General features: G+C 72.7%; 18 protein-coding genes and 1 tRNA gene. 5 read left to right on the top strand and 14 right to left on the bottom strand.

All coding sequences use genetic code 11. From position 1 onward, the window contains the following. Positions 1-305 precede the first annotated feature (305 nt). Positions 306-854, top strand: coding sequence for a DUF6197 family protein (locus tag AC060L_RS25955; RefSeq protein WP_483801329.1), 549 nt, complete (start codon positions 306-308; stop codon positions 852-854). A 97-nt stretch (positions 855-951) separates the two neighbouring features. Here AC060L_RS25955 and AC060L_RS25950 read toward each other — a convergent pair whose 3' ends face one another. The 9 genes from AC060L_RS25950 to AC060L_RS25910 all read right to left on the bottom strand — a co-directional run bounded on the left by AC060L_RS25950 (position 952) and on the right by AC060L_RS25910 (position 8,271). Next, entirely contained in the window at positions 952-1,626 is a 675-nt protein-coding gene (locus AC060L_RS25950) for a DUF4352 domain-containing protein (protein WP_483801328.1), read from the bottom strand. A 137-nt stretch (positions 1,627-1,763) separates the two neighbouring features. Further along, positions 1,764-1,837, bottom strand: a tRNA-Ala gene (locus tag AC060L_RS25945). Between the two features lie 69 nt (positions 1,838-1,906). Next, the gene (gene sepX / locus AC060L_RS25940; protein ID WP_483801327.1) at positions 1,907-2,944 is read right to left on the bottom strand and encodes a divisome protein SepX/GlpR; all 1,038 of its coding nucleotides are present in this window, start codon (positions 2,942-2,944) and stop codon (positions 1,907-1,909) included. A gap of 150 nt (positions 2,945-3,094) precedes the next feature. Then, positions 3,095-3,739 (bottom strand): GNAT family N-acetyltransferase, encoded by a 645-nt coding sequence (locus tag AC060L_RS25935; protein ID WP_483801388.1) that lies wholly within the window; start codon positions 3,737-3,739, stop codon positions 3,095-3,097. Continuing rightward, positions 3,736-4,314: a MogA/MoaB family molybdenum cofactor biosynthesis protein gene (locus tag AC060L_RS25930; protein ID WP_483801326.1), complete on the bottom strand. Its 579-nt coding sequence runs from the start codon at positions 4,312-4,314 to the stop codon at positions 3,736-3,738. The genes AC060L_RS25935 and AC060L_RS25930 overlap by 4 nt, the downstream gene beginning before the upstream one ends. After that, positions 4,311-4,772 carry a cyclic pyranopterin monophosphate synthase MoaC gene (gene moaC, locus AC060L_RS25925; protein ID WP_483801387.1) on the bottom strand — a complete coding sequence of 154 codons (462 nt, stop codon included), beginning with the start codon at positions 4,770-4,772 and terminating at the stop codon, positions 4,311-4,313. The genes AC060L_RS25930 and moaC overlap by 4 nt, the downstream gene beginning before the upstream one ends. A gap of 236 nt (positions 4,773-5,008) precedes the next feature. Further along, positions 5,009-6,391 (bottom strand): molybdotransferase-like divisome protein Glp, encoded by a 1,383-nt coding sequence (gene glp, locus AC060L_RS25920; protein ID WP_483801325.1) that lies wholly within the window; start codon positions 6,389-6,391, stop codon positions 5,009-5,011. A gap of 24 nt (positions 6,392-6,415) precedes the next feature. Beyond that, complete coding sequence (gene galU, locus AC060L_RS25915) at positions 6,416-7,339, bottom strand: UTP--glucose-1-phosphate uridylyltransferase GalU (protein ID WP_483801324.1); 924 nt, start codon at positions 7,337-7,339, stop codon at positions 6,416-6,418. 65 nt (positions 7,340-7,404) lie between these two features. Continuing rightward, positions 7,405-8,271, bottom strand: a complete 867-nt coding sequence (locus tag AC060L_RS25910) for a GGDEF domain-containing protein (RefSeq protein ID WP_483801323.1) — start codon at positions 8,269-8,271, stop codon at positions 7,405-7,407. A 147-nt stretch (positions 8,272-8,418) separates the two neighbouring features. On the opposite strand from AC060L_RS25910, the gene AC060L_RS25905 reads away from it, so the two are divergent. Further along, on the top strand, positions 8,419-9,009 hold the full coding sequence (locus AC060L_RS25905; RefSeq protein ID WP_483801322.1) for a 5-formyltetrahydrofolate cyclo-ligase: 591 nt from the start codon (positions 8,419-8,421) through the stop codon (positions 9,007-9,009). 150 nt (positions 9,010-9,159) lie between these two features. Here AC060L_RS25905 and AC060L_RS25900 read toward each other — a convergent pair whose 3' ends face one another. Next, positions 9,160-11,892, bottom strand: coding sequence for a penicillin acylase family protein (locus AC060L_RS25900; RefSeq protein ID WP_483801321.1), 2,733 nt, complete (start codon positions 11,890-11,892; stop codon positions 9,160-9,162). 393 nt (positions 11,893-12,285) lie between these two features. Here AC060L_RS25900 and AC060L_RS25895 point away from each other — a divergent pair, with 393 nt between their 5' ends. The 3 genes from AC060L_RS25895 to AC060L_RS25885 all read left to right on the top strand — a co-directional run bounded on the left by AC060L_RS25895 (position 12,286) and on the right by AC060L_RS25885 (position 16,046). After that, positions 12,286-13,746, top strand: a complete 1,461-nt coding sequence (locus tag AC060L_RS25895; protein ID WP_483801386.1) for a potassium/proton antiporter — start codon at positions 12,286-12,288, stop codon at positions 13,744-13,746. Positions 13,747-14,165: 419 nt separating this feature from the next. Further along, positions 14,166-15,482, top strand: coding sequence for an MFS transporter (locus AC060L_RS25890; RefSeq protein ID WP_483801385.1), 1,317 nt, complete (start codon positions 14,166-14,168; stop codon positions 15,480-15,482). A 177-nt stretch (positions 15,483-15,659) separates the two neighbouring features. After that, complete coding sequence (locus AC060L_RS25885; protein WP_483801320.1) at positions 15,660-16,046, top strand: FmdB family zinc ribbon protein; 387 nt, start codon at positions 15,660-15,662, stop codon at positions 16,044-16,046. Between the two features lie 1,161 nt (positions 16,047-17,207). Here AC060L_RS25885 and AC060L_RS25880 read toward each other — a convergent pair. The 4 genes from AC060L_RS25880 to AC060L_RS25865 form a co-directional block, all read right to left on the bottom strand. Beyond that, on the bottom strand, positions 17,208-17,420 hold the full coding sequence (locus AC060L_RS25880) for a hypothetical protein (protein WP_483801319.1): 213 nt from the start codon (positions 17,418-17,420) through the stop codon (positions 17,208-17,210). A 239-nt stretch (positions 17,421-17,659) separates the two neighbouring features. After that, on the bottom strand, positions 17,660-19,312 hold the full coding sequence (locus AC060L_RS25875; protein ID WP_483801318.1) for a S53 family peptidase: 1,653 nt from the start codon (positions 19,310-19,312) through the stop codon (positions 17,660-17,662). A gap of 266 nt (positions 19,313-19,578) precedes the next feature. Next, entirely contained in the window at positions 19,579-22,908 is a 3,330-nt protein-coding gene (locus tag AC060L_RS25870) for a helix-turn-helix transcriptional regulator (RefSeq protein ID WP_483801317.1), read from the bottom strand. A gap of 360 nt (positions 22,909-23,268) precedes the next feature. Continuing rightward, positions 23,269-24,252, bottom strand: a complete 984-nt coding sequence (locus AC060L_RS25865; protein ID WP_483801316.1) for a sigma-70 family RNA polymerase sigma factor — start codon at positions 24,250-24,252, stop codon at positions 23,269-23,271. Positions 24,253-24,497 lie beyond the last annotated feature (245 nt).

Here is a 24,497-nt window from a genome sequence, read left to right as displayed (position 1 = left end):
CCGGGACGACACCCGGCGGCGGTGCTGTTCCTCGGCACTGTCGAGCAGTGCGCCCTGTTTGCTGCCTCCATCGTCTGTGATCAGCGCCTCAGCCGCGTCAACCCTGGGCAGGAAAGCCCTGCTCCCCCCTGGGGCATAGCCCGTCCACCCAGGGGTCTAGCCGGTCCGCCACCCCCCACCTGCCATTCGGCGGGGGCACGCGACACACGACACGCGCCGGTTGCCGACTTCCCAGTCCCAGGCCGAGCGCTCGGCTATCAACGACAGGAGGATAAATACGGACAAACCAGCAAGAAAGGTCCGCCATGCGCTTACCCCTACTGACCCCCGGCCTCCCGACGATCCCCCCTGGCGCCTCCGGCCTCGTCACGGAGATCGAGGCCTACCTGGCCTCGCTCCCGACCCCGGCCCGCACCCCCGTGCCGTACGTCTCCCCGTACGTCTGCCCGTTCGGCCGAGCGCTCCAGCCCTGGCACGCCGAGCACCCGCTCCCCCGGGCCACGCTGCTGGACCGGCTCATCCGCCGCCCACCCCGGCCGGTCCCGGTCAGCGCCGCCGAGCACCTGCGCCTGACCTCCCGGTACGTCACCCAGCACGGCTGGCTCCAAGGCGCCATGTGGGACGAGGCCGGCCGAGTCTGCCTGCTCGGCGCACAGGCCGCGGTACTCGCGACGGGCTACGGCACCGCCGCGACGGTGCGAACCGCCCGCGTCCAGGTCATGGAGGTCCTGCACGCGACCGGACGCCCGGCCCGCTCCCCCGACGACTACAACGACCGCCCGACCACCCGTCAGGCGGACATCCACCAACTGCTCGACCGCGCTGCCCTCCGCGCCAGGTCACTCGGCCTGTGACCGGAGCCGGTCCACAGCCGGGCGCCGACACCGAGCGCCCGGCCGCCGTGCAGCGGCACAGCCGTACGGCTCGAACAGGGCGGCAGGCCGCATCGCCTCAGCCGACCTTCCACTCACCGGTCTCGCTGGCGAACTCGCTGTCCGGGGTGAACTCGATCCGGGTCAGATGAGCCTTCTCCGGAATCTCCATCGCCACGTAGCCCGTGGCATCCTGCCCCGGCGCGAGGTCCAGTTCCACCTTCGCCGCGATGGCGGGCCCTGCGGAGATCGTGGGGAACACGTAGGAGCCCTCCCGCCGCCCGGCATCCGTCCAGCCCCAGGTGCAGTTGGCCGGGGCATCCGAGTACTGCGTCCGGCCGGAGTTGACCACCTTGAGCTTCAGCCCCACGTACTTCTTGCCGAACTCGAGCCGGGACTCACTGGCTACCGCACAGGCGGGGTCCACGACCTGCAGGAACGTCACGGTCACCTGCTCGCCCGGGGCCTCGCCCTTGATGGTCAGCGGGTCGCCCAGGGCCGCCACCTGATCGGCGGCGGGAAGGTCGGGAAAGGGAGGATCACTCATGTCGGAACCGTTGGCGGGCGACGGGGACTGGCAGCGCCCTGCCGGAGTCGGTGCCGCCACCGGCTGCTTGCCACCGTGTTCTGCTGACGAACAGCCAACCGTGACGGGCAGCAGGGCGATCATGACGGCTATGAGGCGGCGGGATACGTGCACGCACGTCACTCTGTCATCACCGGCATCACGCGGGAAATCCTGCACCACGCGCACCGTGACACTCGATCAGCATCGAGCCCGATGCCTCGGCGCCAGGGCAGACCGTCCGGATCTTTCCGGCAAACGCAGAGATCCCGCCCGATCGGAACGATCGGGCGGGATCTCGTGATCACCCGGAGGTGATCGTTGGGTGGAGCTGAGGGGATTCGAACCCCTGACCCCCTCGATGCGAACGAGGTGCGCTACCGGACTGCGCCACAGCCCCAACAAGAAGAACAATAGCAGCTTCTGGAGGGGGTCCGTGACCACCCCCCGCTGGTGGGGTGGGGTGGCCCTACTCGTTGGCGGCGCGGGGGCGGGTGCCGTAGTCCGCGTCGGGGCGGGGCAGGCGGGAGTCGGCGGGCGGGGCCGCGTCCTCGTACTGGTCGAAGAGGGGCGTGCGGTGGGCCTCGGCGGAGCGGCCGGAGTTCCAGGTGCCGGGGGCGCCCAGGTCGAGGTTGCGGGTGACCCTGGGGGCGACCGGGGCGGTCACGTAGGTCGGCAGCGGGACCGGGACGGGCTCCCAGGAGTCGGGGCCGGCCGCAGCCCGCTCACGCAGGCCGTCCACCCACTCCTCGTGGTCGGTGGCCTCCACCAGGGCCTGCCTGGCCGCGAACGGCGCCGTGGGCTGCTCCTCGGCGACCGGCTGCTCCGGGGCGCCGGCGACCCGCAGGCGGGGGCGCGCAGGCGCCTCCGGTTCGGCCGGGACGGGCATCGGAGCCGTTTCGGCCGCCGCCCGGGCCTGGGCCCGGACCTGCTCCCGCTCACGCAGGCGCTGGGCGGCCTGGGCGGCCCGGACGCGGTCCAGCTTCACCTCGTACCGCTGACGCTCCAGGCGGCGCAGGTGGCCGATGTAGAGCGTGAGCAGGATCGCCGGCAGCGCGGGCAGCCAGAGGAAGTCGAAGCCCGCGACCGCAGCCGCGATCGCGCCGAGCGCGAAGGCCAGGAAGAGCACCGTGACCATCCGCCGACGCCGGGCCAGCACCCGGGCCCGGCGGTCGGCCGAATGCGGGCCGCCGGCCGTGGCCGTGCCGGGCGCCGGCGCGGACGCCGAGGCGCCGCCCGGCACGGCGCCGGCACCGGAGGCCGGTGGGGCGTCAGGTGACACGTCGACGGTGCTCGATGGTTCGTCGGTGCTGGGGTCGTTCTCGCCGAGGGCCCGGGACGCCCGCCGCTCCAGCGCCGATCGCCCGGCGAGCAGGCGGATGGCGGTGCTGAAGCGTTCAGTCGGGCGCGCTTCGTTGAGCTCGTCCTGCCTGCGGAGCCACATGGGCACCAGATAGGCAGCCCAGGCCCCTACGATGACCGCGTAGATGAGGCCGCTACTGCTCACGTTTCACACCGTACGGGTGTTGGGTAAGGGCGGGCAGCAATTTGACGCGGCGTGTCGCCGCTCCAGGCTGATTCTCTGACTATTTTGCCGGTGTTTGTGACTGCTTGCCGGGGCAGCGATGCCATATCGATATGAATTTCGAACACTTATTCAATTACCTTGTATGCCTTGACCGGAGGTGCCTGTGGCCCCCCGCCTGTCGAGCCAGCGCCGCAGCAGCCCCTCGGGGATCTCGTCGGCCGTCAGCGCGTAGACCAGGTGGTCGCGCCAGTCCCCGTCGATGTGCAGATAGCGCGGCCGCAATCCCTCCGAGCGGAATCCGAGTTTCTCCACCACCCGCCGGCTCGGTCCGTTCTCCGGCCTGATGCAGACCTCGATCCGGTGCAGTCCGAGCGCCTGGAAGCAGTGGTCCACCGAGAGCGCGACGGCGGTCGGCATGATGCCGCGACCGGCCACTGTCTCGTCGATCCAGTAGCCGACATTCGCCGAGCACATCGACCCCCAGGTGATCCCCCCCACCGTCAGCTGGCCGACCAGGCGCCCCTGGTGCTCCACCACGAAAGGCAGCATCCGTCCCGCCGACGCCTCGCGGCGCAGGTAGCGGACCATCTGGCGGTAGGTCGGCCGGGGGCCGACGATGCGGCCGGGCGGGACGGGCGGCACGGTGGCCTCCCAGCGGCGCAGCCAGTCCCGGTTGCGCCGGCTCGTCTCCTGCCATGCCCGCTGGTCGCGGAGCCGGATCGGACGCAGCAGCACCTCTCCCGAGCGCAGCTCCACCGGCCAGGCGGCGCTCAGCTCGATCTCCGGTCAGCGACGTCCGGGGCGGCGGCATCGGCGGCGCCGGCCGCCGGGGCGGCCTGCGTGTCGGCGGCCTGCGTGTCGGGGCCATCCGCAGCGGGTCGCGGGTGGTCGCCGCCGCCGAGCTGGTCGACGGCGTGCGCCAGCAGCGGCTCCAGCACCGCGAGGCCGTCCTTGACGCCACCGGTGGAGCCGGGCAGGTTGACGATCACGGTGCGCCCCGCCAGCCCGGCCAGGCCGCGGGAGAGCGCCGAGGTGGGCACCTTCTCCCGCCCGTAGGCGCGGATCGCCTCGGCGATGCCGGGGATCTGGCGGTCGATCACCCGGGCGGTCATCTCGGGCGTGAGGTCCATCGGCGAGATGCCGGTGCCGCCGGTGGTCAGCACCACGTCGTAGCCGGCCGCGACCGCCTCGCGCAGCGCGGCCTCCACCGGTTCGCCGTCCGGCACCACATGCGGGCCGTCCGCCGTGAAACCCATCCGGGCCAGGCCGGCGACCAGCAGCGGGCCGCCCTTGTCCTGGTAGACGCCGGCCGAGGCGCGGTTGGAGACGGTGACCGCGAGCGCCCTCACGAGGCGTCCCCGGCCGACTGCGCCGACTCGGCCGAGCGGAACCAGTCGCCGCTCTTGCCGCCGGTCTTGCTGACCACCCGGACGTCCTCGATCGAGGCGCCCTTGTCGACCGCCTTGACCATGTCGATCACGGTCAGCCCGGCCACCGCGACGGCGGTCAGCGCCTCCATCTCGACACCGGTCCGGTCGGCGGTCTTCACGGTGGCGGTGATCTCGACCGCCTCGTCGGTCACCGACAGCTCCACCGCCACGCCCGAGACGGCGATCGGGTGGCAGAGCGGGATCAGCTCGGGGGTCTTCTTGGCGCCCATGATCCCGGCGATCCGGGCCACGGCGAGCGCGTCGCCCTTGGGCACGCCGTCGCCGCGCAGCAGCTCGACCACCTTCGGGGAGACCCGGACCCGCCCGGCGGCCACCGCGGTCCGGGCCGTGGTGGCCTTCTCCGAGACGTCGACCATGCGGGCCGCGCCGGTCTCGTCCACGTGCGTCAGGCGGTCGCCGGGGGGTGTGGTCACGTCAGTTCTCCAGCAGGACGGGGTGAATACCGCGCTACCGTACCGCTCCGACCGGGCCGGACCGTGGTCGGTCCAGCCTGCGGCCGGGCGTCGCTGGGCCGGACGGAGTCAGCGGCGACCGGGCGGCACCGCTGCCACCCGGCGCGCGGCGGCCCGGCCACGGCCCCGCCACGGCCCGGCTACTCGGTGAGCAGCACCACGTCCACGCTCGCGCCGGCCGCCAGCTCGACCACGTCCTCGGGGACGGTGATCAGGCAGTTCGACCGGGCCAGCGCGCCGACCAGGTGCGAACCCTCGCCGCCGACCGGCGCCACCGAGCCGCTGTCGGGGCTGTACCAGCCGCGCAGGAACTGCCGCCGGCCGGCCGGCGAGCGCAGCGCCCCGGTGCAGACCGCACGGACCACCGGCCGGTGCACATCCGGCGCGCCGAGCATGGTGCGGATCACCGGGCGGACGAAGAGCTCGAAGGAGATGTACGCGCTGACCGGGTTGCCGGGCAGGGCCAGCAGCGGGACGCCCCGGCCGTTCTCACCGATCCGCCCGAAGCCCTGCGGCTTGCCCGGCTGCATCCGCAGCTTGCGGAAGTCGACGCTGCCGAAGCCGGCGCCCCCCTCGCTCGGCTGCAGCGCCTCCTTGACCACGTCGTACGCCCCGACGCTGACGCCGCCGCTGGTGACGATCAGGTCCGCCCGGCCCAGCTGGTCCTCCAGCACGCCGCGCAGCACCGCCGGGTCGTCGGGCACCCCGCCGACCCGGTAGGCGATCGCGCCGGCCTCCTGGGCGGCCGCGGTGAGGGTGAAGCTGTTGGAGTCGGAGATCTGCCCGGGCCCGATCGGCTCACCGGGCTGGACCAGCTCGCTGCCGGTGGAGAGCACCACCACCCGCGGACGCGGCCGGACCCGGACCAGGCCGCGGCCGATCGCCGCGAGCAGGCCGAGCTGGGTCGGGCCGAGCCGGGTGCCGGCGGTCAGCACCTGCTCGCCGGCCCGGATGTCGCTGCCCCGGCGGCGGATGTAGGCGCCCTCGGCGACCTCGCGCAGCACGCGCACCTCTTCGCCGGGCCGGGCGGCGGTCATCGCGATCGCGGCCTGCCCGGTGCCGGTGCCGCCGTCGGTCCACTCGACCGGGGCGACCGCCTCGGCGCCGGGCGGCATCGGGGCGCCGGTCATGATCCGGGCGCTCTGGCCGGGCCCGACCTTCGGCAGCTCACCGGCGCCCGCGGCGATCTCGCCGACGACCGAGAGCACCGAGGGGTACCGCTCGGTGGCCCCGGCGGTATCGGCGGTGCGGACCGCGTAGCCGTCCATCGAGCTGTTGTCGAAGGGCGGCAGGTCGCCTTCGGCCAGCACGTCCTCGGCCAGCCGGCAGCCCTGCGCGTCCAGCAGTTGCAGCTCGATCGCGGGCAGCGGGGCGACGTCGGCCAGCACGTCGGCGAGGTGCTCGTCGACGCTCCAGTGCCGCTCGCCGGGGGCGTGCGTCCCGCACGCGTCCGCCGCCGTCCGGCCACCACCGTGGTGACCGCTGTCGTGCTCGCCGTGCTGGTCGCTGTGCTGGTCGGTCATCGCCACCGCCGCCCTTCGTCTGGCTCAGCTCTGCTGCATCTCCGTGCCCACGAAGTCCTTCAGCCAGCCACGGAACTCCGGGCCCAGGTCCTCGCGCTCGCACGCCAGGCGGACAATAGCGCGCAGGTAGTCCGCGCGGTCGCCCGTGTCATAACGGCGGCCGTCGAAGAGCACGCCGTGCACCTGGCCGCCCTCCTCCGGGCTGAGCGTGGCGAGCGTGCGCAGCGCGTCGGTGAGCTGGATCTCGCCGCCGCGGCCGGGCTCGGTCTTCTTCAGCACCTCGAAGACGGCCGGGTCGAGCACGTAGCGGCCGATCACCGCGTAGTTCGACGGCGCGTCGGCCGGCTCCGGCTTCTCGACCAGGTCGGTGACGTGGAAGACGTCCTCACCGAAGCCGTTGGCCTCGACGGCGGCGCAGCCGTAGAGGTGGATCTGCGAGGGCTCGACCTCCATCAGCGCGACGACCGAACCGCCGAGCTCCTGCTGGACCTCGATCATCCGGGAGAGCAGCGGGTCGCGCGGGTCGATCAGGTCGTCGCCGAGCAGCACCGCGAACGGCTGGCCGGCCACGTGCTGCTCGGCCACCAGCACGGCGTGGCCCAGGCCCTTGGGGTCGCCCTGGCGGACGTAGTGCATGTTCGCGAGCGAGACCGACTCCTGGACCCGGCGGAGCTTGTCGGCGTCGCCCTTGCGGGCCAGCAGCTCCTCGAGCTCGTAGGCCCGGTCGAAGTGGTCCTCGAGAGCGCGCTTGTTGCGGCCGGTGACCATCAGTATGTCGGAGAGGCCGGCCGCCGCGGCCTCCTCCACCACGTACTGGATCGCGGGCTTGTCGACGACAGGCAGCATCTCCTTGGGCGTCGCCTTCGTGGCCGGCAGGAACCGGGTCCCCAGGCCGGCCGCGGGCACCACGGCCTTGGTGACGGGCATGCGGGTGTTCGTCGTCGTCATGCGTTGACCTTACTAAGGGCGGTGACCACCCTGACTGAGTGCGAGGCAAACCGGGTGTTAACCGGCTATGAACGGACCTCGTCGGCGACAGTCACGGCAGCGACGGTACGGGCGGCGCCGGGGTGGGCGGCAGGGCCCGGACCGGCACAGGCGGACAGATTACCGTGCCTTTCGGACGGCTCCTGCTGCCTGCCGTACGGCCTGCTCTGCGGATCCTGGGCGCGGCGTGCGGCCTTCGCCGCGGCCAGCGCGCGGTCGGCGGCGCGCAGCAGCGGCACCGCGTGATCACCGTCGGCCGGCAGCACGGCGATGCCGGCGGCGGCGCTGAGGCCGTTGCCGAGGGCCGGCGGCCGGGTCTGCGGCCAGGGGTCGCTGGACCAGTCGAGCAGGCGGTGGCGGCGCACCGTCCAGCAGAGGCGCTCGGCGACCTTCGCGGCCCCGGCGGCTCCGGTGTCCGGCAGCAGCACCAGGAACTCGGTGCCGCCGTACCGGCCGAGGGTGTCCGAGCGGCGGACCTCCAGGCCGAGCCGCTGCGCCAGATCACGCAGCACGGCCTGGCCGCGGCCGCGGCCGTGCGCGGCGTTGATCGCCTCGAAGCCCTCGATCTCCAGCAGCACCACGGCGAGTTCGGCGCGCCCGGTCGGCTGCCCGTGCTCGGCGGCGGCCGCCTGCCGGCGGCAGCGCTCGACCTCGCGCTCGAGGGTGAGCTGCAGGTGGCGGTGGTTCCACACCCCGGTGACCGGGTCGCGCGCCGCGCTGCGGGCCAGTTCGGCGCAGCGCCGCTCCAGCTCGGCGGCCCGCTCGCGCAGCCCGCACTCGCGGTCGGTGGCGCGCCTGGCCCGGCGGCGCAGTCGTAGGCCCAGCAGACCGCTGAGGCCCGCCAGTGAAGCGCTGAGCAGGGCCAACGCCTGCACCAGAAGCGGGGTGGGCATCGGACCGCCTTCCGGTTCTCGGGATGTCGTGAGGTTGGGGTGTCGGGATGTCGCGGCTGGGACGTCGTGAGGTCAGGACGGGCTGGTGCGGCAGGATCGGCCGGGACATCGTCAGGAAGCCAGCAGAGCTCAGGAGTGGAGTGCCGGATGTCCGACCATCCCTTGTACAACGAGAAGGCCGCGCTGAGGACACGCCTGCTGGACGAGCGGCGCGCACTGTCACCCGGACAGCGCAGCGCGGCGGCCGACGCGCTGGCGGAGCGGGCGCTGCCGCTGGTTCCGGCGGGCGGCGTGGTGGCGGCGTACGTCTCGATCGGCGCGGAGCCCGGCACCCGGCCGCTGCTGGAGCTGCTGCACGAGCGCGGGGTGGCGGTGCTGCTGCCGGTGCTGCTGCCGGACAACGACCTCGACTGGGCCGCCTACCAGGGAGCCGACCGGCTGGCCCCGGCCGGGCGGGGCCTGCTGGAGCCGACCGGGCCGAGGCTGGGCTCGGCGGCGGTCACCGAGGCGGCGCTGGTGCTGCTGCCGGGCCTCGCGGTGGACCACCGGGGCCTGCGGCTGGGGCGCGGCGGCGGTTCGTACGACCGGGTGCTGGCCCGGCTCGCCCGGGCCGGTGCCGAGCCGCTGCTGGCCACGCTGCTCTACGAGTCGGAGCTGCTGGAGCGGGTCCCGGCCGAGCCGCACGACCGGCCGGTGCACGCCGTCGTCACACCGTCGAGCGTGCACCGCTTCGGCTGACGGCCGGCCAGGACTGACGGCCAGGATTGCCGGGCGAGACTGACGGGCGGCCAGGAGTTATGGCCGACTGCTGCTGATACGACTGACGGCCGATCGGATTCTTCCGATCGGCCGTCAGTCGCACTGCCACGAGGTGACGCTGTCAGGCCGTCACGGCGTCAGCGTGAGCTTGTTCTTCGTCGCCTTGTCCACCGCGTCCGCCGTGTACGCCCAGGTCAGCAGTTTGCCCTGGGTCCACATGTCGGTCTGGTCGTCATAGTTGGCGTTGAAGGCGTGGCCGGACTCGCCGCCCACGTTGATCCAGCGCGAGGCGTTGAAGTCGCTCAGGTCGACCACCATCCGCATCGACGGGATCCAGTCCACCTGGTACCCGGCCGCCGCCGTCCAGCCGGAGGCGTTGACCGCCGCCGAGCCGCCGCCGACCTGGTACGGACCGCGGTTGAGCAGCCGGTGCACGATGCCCGAGGCCCACGACGAGGTGTCGATGCCGAGCGTCTGCTCCTTGAGGTTGAGCTGGTGCAGGCGGCCCCAGCTCCAGGTGGAGATGTCCTTGCCGAGCTGGGAGGTGAGGTCCTGGCGGGCGTCCTTCATCGCCTCCTTCAGCAGGTTGTCCAGGCCGTGCTGCTGGATGTGGTTGGAGTCGATGTAGTCCCACCACGGGCTGCTCGGGTTGCCGAGCTGCTGGCGGACCACCTCGGTCCACCGGTCGCCGCCGTCCGGCTGGGCCTGGTCGGGCTTGCGGGTGCCGCACTGCGTGACGATCTTCGTCTCGCCGCCGAGCGCGCCGGCCGGCTGGTTCGGGTCGGCCTTCTGCTGGACCAGCAGGCAGTCGCCCTGGGCCCGGATGGCGGCCGGGAACTTCTGGCCGAACGCGAGGATCAGCAGCTGGCGCCAGACGCCGTTGTAGTACGCGGCGGCGGCCGAGTCGGCGTCCTGGTTGTAGTTCCAGTCCTTGAGCAGGTCCTGCGCCTGACGCACGTACGGGTCGCTGATCTGCTCCTTGAGCAGCATCGGGACCAGCGTCTTGGCCATCACGCTGGTGTTGTCCTGCTGCATCGACTGCATGTCGTCCGGCGAGATCTTGCCGTTGCCGGCCAGCTTGGCGTTGATCTGGTCGGTGATCTCCTTGGCCCGGGTGCCGTACTCCCAGTCCTTGGTGATCAGGTACTTGTAGGTCGGATCGACCACGGCCTGGTTGGCGGTGACGATGTAGCCGACCGACGGGTTGTAGACGTACGGCAGGCTCTTGAACGGCACGTAGCCGGTCCAGTCGTAGCCGGAGTCCCAGCCCGGGGCCGGGTAGGTGCCGTCGCCCTTGCCGCGGATCGGGATCGAGCCGGGCATCTGGTAGCCGATGTTGCCCTGGGTGTCGGCGTAGATCAGGTTCTGCGCCGGGACGGCGAAGTCGCTCGCCGCCTTCTGGAAGTCGCCCCAGTTGGCGGCCCGGTCCAGCTCGAAGACCGCGTCCATGGTCTTGCCCGGCGTCAGCGCGGTCCACTTCAACGCGACGCCGTAGCCGCTGGTGCCACGGTCCGGTGCGGCGTTGCCGACCGGCGCGTACATCCCGACCTGCTGCTGCTCGGAGCTCTGGTCGGAGATCAGCGGGGCGCCGTCCTGGGTGACCCGCACGGTGATCGTGCGGTCGGCGCCGCCGGCCACCTTGATCGTCTCGGTGCGGCTCTTGAACTGGACGTCCTGGCCGTCACGCAGGTAGGTGTTCGGGCCGGTGACCTTCTCGAGGTAGAGGTCGGCCACGTCGGCGCCGAGGTTGGTGAAGCCCCAGGAGACGTTCTGGTTGTGGCCGATCACCACCCCGGGCATCCCGGAGAACGTGAAGCCCGTGGTGTCGTAGGGGCAGCTCGCGCTGACGCTCCGGCAGTGCAGGCCCATCTGGTACCAGACGTTCGGCAGCCCGGGGCCCAGGTGCGGGTCGTTGGCCATCAGCGGCATGCCGGTGGTGGTGTGGGCGCCGGAGACCACCCAGGAGTTCGAGCCGATGCCCGAGCCCTGCGGGCCGAGCAGCTGCGGCATCGCGCCGAGCTGGCCGGACAGCCCCTGGAGCAGCGACTTCGTGACGGCCGCCGCCTGCTGGGTACCGCCGCCCTGCTGCCCGGTCGAGGGCGCGGGCTTGTAGGTGCCGTCGGCGGCCACCGTGCCGTTGGTGCCCACGATCGTGCCGTTGCGGGCGTACGGGTAGTCCGGGTAGAGCTGCGCGATCTGGTCCGGGCCGAAGGTCTGGCTCAGCAGCGAGCGATCGATCTCCTCCTGCACGTTCCCGGAGAGGTTCCAGGCCATCGCCTTCAGCCAGGCCACCGAGTCGACCGGGTTCCACGGCTGCGGCTTGTAGCTGCTGTTCACCGTGCCGAGCAGGGTGTACTCCAGCGAGGCGGAGCTGCCGCCCGGGTGCTGGGAGAGCCAGGCGTTCACGCCGTCGCTGTACGCCTGCAGGTTCTTCTTGGTGTCGGGCGAGAGCTGGGTGTCGTACTCCTGCTGCGCGACGTCACGCCAGCCCATGGTGCGGATGAACGCGTCGGTGTCCACCTGACCGGCGCCGAACATCTCGGACAGCCGGCCCGAGGTGACGTGCCGTCGGACGTCCATCTCCCAGAACCGGTCCTGGGCCTGCACGTAGCCCTGGGCCTTGAACAGGTCTGCGGGCGTGTCGGCGTACACCTGCGGAATGCCGTTCGCATCGCGCTTGACGTCCACCGAGGAACCCAGACCAGGGACCTTGATGGTGCCGCTGACCTGCGGGAACGAGGCACGGACCGTGTCCACCGCGTAATACCCGCCGGCTGTGACGCCGGCTACCAGGAGCACAACGAGCACGAGCACGATCAGACGGGCGCGCCGGAACTTCTTCGAGCGGGGCGAGCGGGGCATCTGGGTCCTAGCGGCAGGGAGCAGGGCGACGTCACTGAGCGGAGCGGCCGTGACCGGTCACCACATTAGGACGACTCGGGTGGCGCAGGTGCACGGGGGACGCCCACGGTGGAACCAGAGGGACCATACCGGGCGCGGATGAAGGGGGTGGGCAGCGGTGCGAGGCATGGGCGGAAGTAAAAAATCAGGTAAAATGTTAGACTGGGTAACAATCCATCAGGCCTCACTGACCTGCTGGTGTCCCGACTGCTGGTCCCCGCTCCACCCCAGTGACCCCTCCCGGCCTTCCCGACCGTCGCCCGCCACCGCCCCTACGAGGGCACCCCGCGGGCGACACGGCCCCGATGACCCCGAGGTGCCCCTGCGTTGACTGTCGACCACCTGAACCACCTGATGCTCGAATCGTCCGTGATCCTGCTGGTCGCAGTGGTCGCGGTGCGGCTCTCCACTCGCTCCGGACTGCCCAGCCTGCTGCTCTACCTCGGCATCGGTGTGGTGATCGGCCAGAACGGACTCGGCCTCACCTTCAACAACGCGGAACTGACCCAGGTGCTCGGCTATGCCGCCCTGGTCGTCATCCTCGCCGAGGGTGGCCTGAAGACCAGCTGGCGGGAGATCAAGCCGGTGATGCCGGCCGCCACCGTGCTGGCCACCGTCGGCGTCGGGATCAGCGTCTTCGTCACCGCCGCCGGAGCGCACTGGCTGGTCGGCCTGGACTGGCGGATGTCGCTGCTGCTCGGCGCGATCGTCTCCTCCACCGACGCCGCCGCCGTCTTCTCCGTGCTCCGCACGGTGCCGCTGCCGGCCCGGCTGAGCGGCCTGCTGGAGGCCGAGTCCGGCTTCAACGACGCCCCCGTGGTGATCCTGGTGGTCGCCTTCGCCACCACCGGACCGTTCGACGCCTGGTACCTGCTGGTCGGCAAGATCATCGCCGAGCTGGCGATCGGCGCGGCGGTCGGCCTCGCGGTCGGCAAGATCGGCGCGTACGGCCTGCGGCACGTCGCGCTGCCGTCCTCCGGCCTGTACCCGATCGCGGTGCTCGCGCTGACCGTGCTCGCGTACGCCGGCGGTGCGCTGTCGCACGGCTCCGGCTTCCTCGCCGTCTACGTCTGCGCGGTGCTGCTCGGCAACGCCAAGCTGCCGCACGGCCCCGCGGTGCGCGGTTTCGCCGACGGGCTGGCCTGGATCGGGCAGATCGGCATGTTCGTGCTGCTCGGCCTGCTCTGCACGCCGGACACGATGGGGTCGGCGATCGTGCCGGCCCTCGTCATCGGGCTGGTGCTCGTGCTGCTGGCCCGGCCGCTCTCGGTGCTGCTGACGCTGACGCCGTTCCGGCTGCCCTGGCGCGAGCAGGCGCTGCTGAGCTGGGCCGGACTGCGCGGTGCGGTGCCGATCGTGCTGGCCACCATTCCCCTGGTGGCCGACGTGCCGAAGGCACAGGACGTCTTCAACATCGTCTTCATCCTGGTGGTCGTCTTCACGCTGGTGCAGGGACCGACGCTGCCCTGGCTGGCCACCCGGCTGCGGATCTCCGCCGGCGCGCTGGGGCAGGACCTGGGGATCGAGTCGGCGCCACTGGAGCACCTGCACGGCCACCTGCTCTCGGTCACGCTCGCCGCGGACACCCGGATGTCCGGGGTCGAGGTCGGCGAGCTGCGCCTGCCGGCCGGAGCCGCCGTCACGCTGGTGGTGCGCGAGGAGAGCAGCTTCGTGCCGGACCGGACCACGGTGCTGCGGGCCGGGGACGAGCTGCTGGTGGTCACCACGGAGGCGGCGGAAGAGGCGACCGAGCAGCGGCTGCGCGCGGTGGACCGGGGCGGCAAGCTCGCGGGGTGGCTGCAGGGGCGGAAGTGACCCGTCGGGGCGGGTAAGGCGGGCGGGGAGAGGGAGAGAGGGAGTACGGGGGCAGAGATGCCGGAATATCGGCTTATCTACCCGCGTAGCTTCTCTTCCCCTATGATGAGCAGAAGCATCTTCAGCATCTACAGACAGACACCCGCAACATCTGCCTGAAGCAGAGTTGGCGCGACCGCTCGGCGGCCGCGGTCCGCAGCAGTTCTGGCCCCCGCTTCCACGACCTGGCCAGCCGGACCCGGTATCAACCCCGGTCGACGCGCGAGAGGACGACTCTCGGCGCCGTCGGGGTTTTCCCATACCCCGGTGGCGCTACCAGGCAGTAGGAAGGACCGACCGTGACGGCCCGCCGAACGGTCGACGACCCCGCAGGGGCCGGCAGCGACGCCCTGACCACCGAGGCCCCGACGGCCGGCACCGTGACGGCCGACGTCGCAGCGGCTGACGTCGCGGTCGCCGAGGAGACCGCCGCACCGGCCCGCGTCGGGTACGCCTCGCTGCTGCGCACGCCCGGTGCGTGGACGTTCCTGCTGCCCGCGTTCGCCGCGCGTCTGCCGTACGCGATGCTCAGCCTGGGCGTCGTGCTGCTGGTGCGGGACACCCAGGGCTCGTACGGCACGGCCGGCGCGGTCGCGGCGGTCGCCGCCGTCGCGCAGGCGCTGGTCGGCCCGCAGAGCGGCCGGCTGGCCGACCGCTTCGGCCAGGCCGCCGTGCTGGTGCCGACCGTCCTGGTGCACGGTGTCGCCGTCGGCGCGCTGATCGCGCTCGCGCTGGGCCACGCGCCCGTCTGGACGCTCTTCCTCGCTGCCGCCGCAGCCGGCGCGACCATCCCGCAGATCGGCGCGATGGTCCGCTCCCGCTGGGTGGCCAAGCTGTCCGACCAGCCGCCGACCTACCTGAACACGGCCTTCGCGTTCGAATCGGTCACCGACGAGTTCACCTTCGTGGTCGGCCCGGTGCTGGCCACCGCGATCGCCACCGGCATCGCACCCGCGGCCGGCCTGATCACCGAGGCCGCGCTGACCGTGGCCGGCGGGCTGGCCTTCGCCGCCCAGCGCCGCACCGCGCCGGCCCGTCACCCGCAGGAGCCGGGCGTCCGCCGGGCGTCCGCGCTGGCCTCGCCGGGCGTCCGGCTGCTGGCCGGCTGCTTCCTGGGCGTGGGCAGCGTCTTCGGCGCGATGCAGGTCTCGGTCACCGCCTTCTGCGAGGCGCAGGGGAACCCCGGGGTCAGCGGCACGGTGTACGGGATCTTCGCCGGCGGCTCGATGCTGGCCGGCGTGCTGTACGGCATGATCGCCTGGCGGCGCTCGGCCCGGCAGCGGATGCTCGGCAGCTACACGCTGCTGGTGCTCGGCTGCTCGACGCTCTGGGCGATGCCGAACCTGACCTCGCTGGCGCTGGCCGGCCTGGTCTGCGGCCTGGCGATCGCGCCCACCCTGATCACCGGCTACACGCTGGTCGAGACGCTCGTCGCGGACGGCGCCAAGACCGAGGCGTTCACCTGGCTGACCGGCGCGATCGGCCTCGGCCTCGCGGCCGGCTCGACCGTCGCCGGAATGCTGATCGACGCGCACGGACCGTGGAGCGGATTCCTGGTTCCGGTCTCCGGAGCAGGGCTCGGGCTGGTGGCGCTGGTCACGTTGCGGCGGCTTCTGGTGGCTCCGAGCGCGCCCGGCCGTACCGTTGCCAGGGGTGGGACTCCGGTGCAGCGGCTGGCCGGAGTGAGCGAGCGCTGACGCCAGGCAGGTGCGGGGTGGTGCGGGCGGCGCGTTCGCGGCAGATCCTGACATTCCCGGGGCGCAGATGCGACGCGGGACCCGGGGAAACCTGATCACGCTGGACTGATCCAGCGGAATGCCGCATCATGGACCGTCGTTAGCACTCATCAGGCGAGAGTGCCAGGAGGAAGACAAGTGCCCACGTACCAGTACCAGTGCACCGAGTGTGGCAACGGCCTCGAGGTGGTGCAGAAGTTCACCGACGAGGCGCTGACCGTGTGCCCGAACTGCCAGGGCCGCCTGCGCAAGGTTTTCTCCGCGGTGGGCGTGGTCTTCAAGGGCTCGGGCTTCTACCGCACGGACAGCCGGTCGTCGTCCAGCAGCTCGGTGGGCTCCGGGTCCGGGTCCGCTTCTTCCGGTTCCGGGACGTCGGCTGCGGCCTCGTCCTCGTCCGGCGCGGCGTCGAACTCGTCGTCCTCGTCCGGCTCGGGTTCGTCGGGCTCGGGTTCGGGTTCGGGCTCCTCGGGGTCGAGCAGCCCCGCTGCGGCCTCGTCCTCGTCGGGCTCCGGCTCGGCCGGCTGACGCCAGGCTGCACACTTCGCTTTCCAAGCCCCTCGTGGCGCCCCTGTGTGGGTGCCGCGGGGGGCTTTGGCGTGCGTGTGGGCGTGCGGGGTGGTGGGGCGTGGCTACTGGGGCTGGTGTGGCCAGTGGGTGAGGCGGGAGGCACGGGAGAGGCGGGGCGATCCGGGCCGGCGAATAGGCCATTCGGGGGACATGTCGCGGGGTGGGGGCCGAGAAAGTTATCCACATACCCGTGGTTATCCACAGGTGCGCGATGAGTACTGGCAGCGGTGCTGCGATCCGCGGATGCTGATCACGGCGAGCGGATCCCCGCTCACCTCCCGGTATCGGTGAATCTCAGGGCCCTGAATCCCGAGGCCCTGATCTCCGAGTCCGGGATTCCGCTGACGCAGAGGCGGTGGCGAGACCATGACCACATCGCTCTTCACTCCCCCAGCCGAGCCGGGGCCTGGGCCGGTGGCGGTGCCGATGCCGGTGGTGGCGGCGGTGCCGGACCCGATGCTCGGCGCCGAGCTTGCGACCGGCTTCCCTGCCACCAGCGCGGCTGTTCCCGGCGTTGTCCCTGGCGCTGCGGCCACACAGGGGCACGTGCAGGCGCCCGGGCTCGCCGTAGGCCCTCGGTGCGGGTCGAGAACGGCGGCGCGGCGCCCGCACGGCGGCCATGCTCCACCGCCGGACTCGGCGTCTGCGCTCCCGCCGGGCCGGACGGTGCCGCAGTTCCAGCCGATCAGACGGGGTGGCGGCGGCCGGCACCGCCTCCGGCAGTCGGTGCGGCACCGACCCGGCGTCGTGGTGGCGGGCCTGCTCGCTGCCGCGACGGCCCTCGCCGCAGCACCGCTGCGCTCCGCACTCCCGATCCCCGTCCCGTCGGCGGACGCCCCGGCCGCGACCGCCCGGCCCGCCAGGCCCCAGCCTGCGAGCACCCCGCAGTCGAACGCCGCACCGGCGCACACCCACACACCGGCCGGCCCGACGAGCCCACCGCCCCGGGCGACCGGTCGCTGACCACCGTCTCCGCCCGGCCCCGATCGCCCGGCACCCTGCGCATGCCGGCGATCACCAGTCCTCGCCAGTCCCCCGAGTCCCTGCCCATGACCGTCCGGCCTGGACCACCCGTCCCCGACCCCGACCCAGGCCCGCTACCGCCGGAGCCGGCCCGCCTCAGTCGCCGTGGTGCGGCGGCCGCTGGCTCAGGTACCAGTCCAGGCCGCGCCCGGAGCCGGATTCGCCCCAGCCGGTGTCCGTGTCGTCACTGGTCTGCCGGCTCAGCGGATCCTTGAAGACGAGCTTGGCCGCCTTCGTGGCGGCGGCCGTCCGCTCGGCCTCCGGGGTCGGCACCGTCTCCGGCTCCGCCTGCTCGTCCTGTCCTGCCATCGCCCTGCCTCCGCCTGTGGATCGTGACATCCAGCCTAGGGCCTGTCGTCGAACCCCCTTCTGCTCGCCGACGCCAGGCCCCAGGACGCCCGACAGGGGCCGGGCCACGACGGCCCGACCCCTACCCGACCAACCCGGCGGCCGGCGTCCCGGCTCACTGCTCACTGCTCACTGCTCACTGCTCACTGCTCACTGCTCACTGCTCACTGCTCACTGCAAGGCGACCGGACTGCTTCGACTCAGCCGAGCTCGGCCCTGAGGAAGTTGGCGCCGTTGTAGGAACCCCAACCAGTCACCTTGTCGTAGCCGACGCCCGCGCTGTACGCCCCGTTGCTGCCGGACTTCACGTCGTGGAAGGCCGAGGAGTAGGAGCCGGAGGAGGCCAGGTTGTAGATCGTGCCGTTCGCGAACCCGAAGGAGGGCTTGCCCTTGGCCGCCGCCTCACTGTTGTAGACCGCCGCGAAGGCCGCCCAGTTCGGCGCCGCCGCGCTGGTGCCGCCGTACTCCGCCCAGGCTCCCTGGGTGTAGACCGCCCAGCCGCTGGACGGGTCAGCGTCGGCCGCCACATCCGGCACGGCACGGTTCCCGGTGCTGTTCACCGAGGTCTGGTAGCTCGGCGTGGTGAAGTACGAGGACACCCCGCCACCGCTCCCGGACCAGGCGGTCTCCTTGCTCCAGGCCCCCGAGGACAGGCTGAGCGTGGTCCCGCCGGTACCGGTGACGTACGGGTCGGAGGCCGGGAAGTCGACCGAGGTGCCACCGTTGCCGGCGTCGTCGGAGCCGCTGTCGCCGGAGGCGGCGAAGACCGACTGCCCCTGGGCTGCGGCCTCCTTGAGGTCGGCGTCCACCGCGACCCGGTTGCTCGGGGTCTCGCCGGCCTCGTAGGTGCCCCAACTGCTGGAGATCACCGGGACGTTGTCACTGACCAGCTTCGCGTAGAGAGCGATCTCGCCGGCGTCGCTGTTCGGCGCCTCGTAGACCTTGACCGCGGCACCGGGCGCCAGCGCCTGCACGACCTCGATGTCGAGCTCGACCTCGTCCTCGCCGGACAGGTCGGTGGTCCCGCCGCTGACCTTGACCACGGCCGGGGTGGGCGGGGTCAGCTTGAAGTACCTGTCGTAGGTCGTGATGTTCGACTGCTTGAAGGCCGAGAACTCGACCAGGCCGACGGTCGAACCCTTGCCGGTGTAACCGGCGCTGATGGAGGAGGTGAGGTTGTACGCGGAGCGGGCGGAGGTCGGGTTCAGCCCGGTCGGCGCCTTGGGCGTCGCGTCCGGAGTGACCGCCGGAGTGGCCTTGGCGGTGTGCTGGCTGTACTTGGCGTAGTTGTTCAGGCCCGAGACGTCGGTCACCACGGCGGCGATGTCGGCCGGCAGCACCGGAGCCGACGTGTTGGCGAAGTAGCTGCGACCGTCCTGGCTGTCCCGGTAGTTCGCGAGGTTGGTGCCGAAGGCCTTCTGCACCTGGGCGGCCGTGCCACTCGCCTCGACCGTGAGGCGGTTCGCGCTCACCTGGCCGACCTGCAGGCCCTGGGACGCCAGGTACGCCGAGACCTTGGCCACCGTCTGCGGGCTCGCGCCGAAGCGGTCCGCGAACTGGTCCACAGTCAGGTAGTTCTTGTAATCGGCGGACTGCGGGTTCGTCACCTGGGCGAGGAAGGCGTCCAGGCCGGCCTGGTCCCGCTGCGTGAGACTGACCGCCACGGATATCTGCTGCCCGGCCGCGACCGCCCCGGTCTGCACCGAGTGGTTCACGGCGGCCACGACGTCCCCACGCAGCGAGGCGAGGGGCTGGGCGGCGGGCTGCGCGGCGAGGGCAGGGGTGGCGGCGAGGGCGATGATCGGCAGGGGCGCGGCGAGCAGCCCGATCACGGGCCTGATGCGGGACTTCACTGATGTCCTCCTGGGACGGAAGCGTTCGGCCACGGACACCTGAACCACCGGAAGTTGGGGTCGGTCGGGCTGGGCGCCGTGGCCGGCTGGGGTCGATGGCTTCACGCTAGATTTGTCGAGGCATCATCAAAAGAGGGGTATCCCCTGCATCCCGTGTGACGGCCCGGTGTCCGCAGGTGTCGGGGAGTGTCCGAAAGCCCGCAGTTGCCCGCAGTCCTGGACACGCTGACGCGCGCTCGTACTGCCCGGAACACCGTGACGCGGGCTCAGCCGTAGCTGTAGGCGGCGAGGGCGCGGGCGAGGGCGGCCCGCGAGCGCACGCCGAGTTTGCGGTAAACGCGCGAGAGTGTGCCCTCCACGGTCTTGACGCTGACGAAGAGCGCGGCGGCCACCTCGCGGTTCGTCGCGCCATCGGCAGCCAGGCCCGCCATGCGGTGCTCACTCGCCGTCAGCAGGCCGCCGTCCGAGCCCGGAGTGCCGACCGTCTGGTCGAGCCGTTCCAACTCCCTTTCCACCCGCGCGAGCAGCGGAACCGCCCCCGCTGTGACACAGAGCTCGCGCGCCTCCAGCAAGGCGGCCCGCGCGGCCGGCCGATGGCGCAGCCGCCGCTCCACCGATCCGAGAGCGACCAGTGTCCGCGCGGTCTCCAGGGCCGCACCCGTGTCGCGTAGCCGCTCCGTCGCGGTCCGCAGCAGTGCCACCGCCTCCCGCCCACTCCCCACCGCCGCCTGCGCCACACCCGCCGCCCGCTCCAGGGCGGGCGCCTCGGGCAACTTCCGGCTGCGCAGCACCTGTTGTCCCTCGCCCAACAGCTCGGTCGCCGCCGTGTGCTCGCCCAGCACGGTCAGCCCCTCCACCAGCGCAGCCAGCCGGCGCAGGGCGGCCGGCTCCGCCGCGCCGCTCGCGCCGTCGAGCCGACGTGCCTCCTGAAGCACCTCGACGCCGGCGGCCGTGGTCGCCACGTCTCCCTGCAGCAGCGCGGCCTCGCCCGCCAGGCCGAGCGCGCGGACCTGGTGCCAGTCGTCGCCGACCGTTGCCCACTCGGCCGCAGCCCGTCTCGCGAACGCGGCCGCGCGCTCGGCGCTGCCGCCGACGAGCTCGGCGGACGCGACGGCGAGCAGCGCCGGCCCCTGCTCGGGTGTCAGCACGCTCCCGGGCGCGGCGAGCGGTTCGCCGCGGGCGGCCATCAGCTCCTGGAGGCTGCCGGCCACGGTCAGCGCCGCGGCGCCGTCGCCGAGCGCCGCGTGCGCGCTGGTCAGCGCGGTGAGAAGCGGGACGGAGTCGGCGGCTTGGGCGAGTTCGGAGAGGAGCGAGGGGCTGGGGTACCAGGGGGTGCGGTGTGAGGGGGTGCGGTGTGGGGAGTTGGAGCCTGAAGAGTTGGGGTGTGAGGGGTTCGGGTGTGAGGAGTTGGAGTGTGGCGGGATGCTGGGGTCCGCGAGGGCTGCGCTCTGCTGCTCGGTGGCTTCGGCGAGCAGGGCGGCCATCGCCGGGCGTATCCGGTCCGGGCGGTCGAGCTCCAGCTCGGCGGTGAGCAGCAGTCGGCGCAGCGTCCGGCGTTCGTGGCGACGGTCGACGCGGGCGACCAGCGTGCCGGCCTCGTCCAGCGCGAGCGCGGCGAGGCCGGGTTCACCGCTGCTGGTCCGGGCGAGCGCGAGTTGTGCGAGTGCGGCGGCCTGCCGAGCGGGGTCGCGCACGGGGAGGCTCGCGGCCTGCCGCACGGCTTCCTGGGCGGCTTCCTGGGCATGGACGACGTGACCGAGCAGGAGTGAGCGCCTCGCCGACCAGAGCTGGAGGTCTGCTTCGAGTGCCGGATGGCGGGTCGGCGCGGTCGCCAGCTCGGCGAGGCCGACCGTGATCAACTCGCCGAGGCCGGCGAGTGCCTGGCCGGCGCAGCACAGGAGCACGAGGCGCGCGCGTGCCCGCAGTTCGGGCAGCGAGGTGGTGCTCGGCGGCGGGACGGGCGCGATCGGGGCAGCGGTGAAGGTGGCGGCGGACCCGGGCATCGCTTCGCCCGGGGCGGCGGACACCGGTGAGTGGCAGGCGACGGGAAACGACGGCAGCGGCGGGAGTGCCGGGAGCGGCAGGTTCGGCGGCGGGGCGGGCGGCTCCGCGGGGCCGGCGGATGGCGCCAGGACGTACTCGGCCAACGCGCGTGCTGCCGAACGGTGCTGGGCCGCGGCGGCGTACTCGGCCGCGATCAGCAGCTGCGCGGCCAGGACGTCCGGCATCGGCTCCGGCTGCGGCCCGGCGGGAGCCGGGGCGGTGGCGGACTCGGCTCGGGGGCGCTGGAGTTGCCGCGCCGCCAGCAGTGCGAGGTGGTACGCCGTGGCGGGGTAGCCGCAGGCGTGTGCATGCGCGGCAGCCGCCGTGAGGGTGGCGGCGTCCGCAGGATCCGGGCGGCCGGAGTGCCCGAGGGCGCGCAGCCGAGCGCGTTCGACGGGGTGGTCGGCGCCGGCGGCGAGCGCGTCGCGGGCCAGGGCCAGCTCGGCCGGCGAGGCCTCGGCGAGCAGGACCACACGGACCAGCGGGTCGGAGAAGGCCAAGAGGCCGGAGGAGGCCGGCAGGCCGCCGGCGGGGTCGGCCGGCTCCAACAGACCGGCGTGCAGGGCACGGTCGAGCTGGGCGAGCGGGATGCCGGCCGGCGTCGGCCGGGCGGCGACCGCGACCAGCAGCAGCGCGTGGCGCTCGGCCGCCGTGAACCCGCGCAGCCGGTCCAGCACCAGCGCCCGGGACCGGGCGGGGACGGCCTGCGGTCCACCGTCGGCAAGCCGGAACCCGGCTCGGGCCAGATCGAGCGCGTGGCGCGGGTTCCCGGCGGCCGTCTGCTGCACGTCACGCAGCAGCGCGACCGGCAGCGGCCCGCCGCGGTCGGCGGCGAGCAGCGCGGCGACCGCGGTCGGTGCAAGCGGGCGGAGCGGGAGTTCGACGGTCTCGGCGGGCAGCGGTGAGGCGGCGAACGCGGCCGAGCACGGCGCGGTGGCCAGCACGCGAATTCCCGCCCCGCTGCCCGAGTCGGCCACCGCACGGGCCCCCGCAGCGCCCCTCGCGCCGGCCGTGATGTCGCCGCCGGACAGAGCGCCGCCGGACGACGCGGCGCCGCGGCGGCGGAGCACGAAGCGCAGCGCCGCCGCGCTCGGCGGGTCCAGCCACTGGACGCCGTCCAGCACGAGCAGCACGCCGCGCTCACCCGCGAGGGACTGCAGCAGGTGCAGCAGCCCCACCCGCAGCGCGAGCCGGTCCGCGCCGCCGACCGGCGGCCGGCCGCGCAGCAGCGCGGACTCCAGTGCCGCGCGCGGCACTTCGGGGACGGCCGCGAGGTCCAGGCCGCGCAGCAGGTCACCGAGCGCCACGTACGGCAGCTCGCGCTCCTCCTCGACCGGCGCGCAGCGCAGCACGACGGGTCCGGTCCCCGACGCGTCCGGCCCCGCCTCCGCCCGCGCGACGGCCTCGGCCAGTGCGCTGCGGCCGATCCCGGCCGGCCCGGTGAGCAGCACCGCCCCGGTGCCGCGAAGCGCCGTCCGAGCGGCGTCGATCTCCCGCTCGCGCCCCCAGAGGCCGTAGTGGCTGTGGCAACCGTCCACCAGGCCGTGCCGCATGAGTCGGGCCCCCTCCGTCGGCCGCGCCACCGGCCTCCGCAGGCCGCGGCCGGTCCGGCCGCAGCGCCACCGCAGCGCGCACGGGGGCAGCCGGACGGCAGGCCGAAGCGCAGCTGCGACGCGGCTCCAGCGCGCTGATATGCAGATGTGCAGACATCTCAGCCCGTGCCCGACGGTCCGTCAATAACGCGGAGCGGATAACTGTGCGAGTGCAATCAGGCGTTCACGCGCATGCGACCAGGAGTGACGGGCCGAAACGAGGAAGGCCCGGGTCCCGTGTGGTGAACGGGACCCGGGCAGCCGACCGGGATGTCCGGCGAGCTCGCGGTCAGACGCTCTCGCCTTCAGGCGGCCCGACTGTCAGGCGGCCTCGAAACCTGCGTGATCGGCGATCTTCTTCAACTCGGCCAACGCGTGCTTCTCGATCTGGCGGATCCGCTCGCGCGTCAGCCCGTGTTGCTTGCCGACCTCGGTCAGGGTCCGCTCACGGCCGTCCTCCATGCCGTAGCGGGAGCGGATGATCGAGGCGGTGCGGTCGTCGAGGCGGCCGATCAGGTCGTCCAGCTCCTCACGGCGGAGCATGACCATCACGGCGTCCTCGGGCGAGACCGCGCCGGTGTCCTCGACCAGGTCGCCGAACTGGGTCTCGCCCTCGTCGTCGACCGCCATGTTGAGGCTGACCGGGTCACGGGCCCAGTCCAGCACGTCCTTGACCCGGGCCTCGGTGGTGTCCAACTCGGCCGCGACCTCGGCCGGGTCGGCCTCACGGCCGAGCTCCTTGGACTTCTCGCGCTGGACGCGCCGGATCCGGCCCAGCTCCTCCACCAGGTGAACGGGCAGCCGGATCGTCCGGGACTGGTCGGCGATCGAGCGGGTGATCGCCTGCCGGATCCACCAGGTCGCGTAGGTCGAGAACTTGAAGCCCTTCGCGTAGTCGAACTTCTCGACCGCGCGGACCAAGCCGGCGTTGCCCTCCTGGATCAGGTCGAGCAGCGGCAGCCCACTGCGCGGGTAGCGGCGGGCGACGGCGACGACCAGGCGCAGGTTGGAGCGAATGAAGACGTCCTTCGCCCGCTCGGCGTCGGCGGCTATCACCTCCAGCTCCTCGCGGCTGGTCCCCTCGGGCAGCGCCGTGCCGCTCGCGGCCTCCTCCAACAGGTGCTGGGCGTAGACGCCGGCCTCGATGCGCAGCGACAGCTCGACCTCCTCGGCGGCATCGAGGAGGGGGGTCCTGGCGATCTCGTCGAGGTACATGCCGACCAGGTCGCGGTCGGCTTCAAGGTTGGTCGGGCGGGCCGTACGAGTCCGGTCGGCCCTGTCGCGAACGACGGCACGGGTGGCCATGCTTGCTCCCTTGCTGATGATGCCCGGGTCTGCTCTCGGCGACGACGACGCCTCCTTGTACTGCGGGACCCCGGGGGCCTCGCACGTAACAATCCAACGTGCAGAATCCGGACAACATTCCCAAGTCGCTCAGATTCCTGCCGACATGCAGTATCCTGCACGTTTTCACGATGAAATTGGACGGTCCGTGACCGATCGAGCACCTGCTGTGGCCCGATCGGCAACTCCGGACCGGTGCGCGGTCA

It is taken from the genome of Kitasatospora sp. NEAU-69 (genome assembly GCF_057158765.1).
This window is presented reverse-complemented; position numbering and strand designations above follow the sequence as displayed.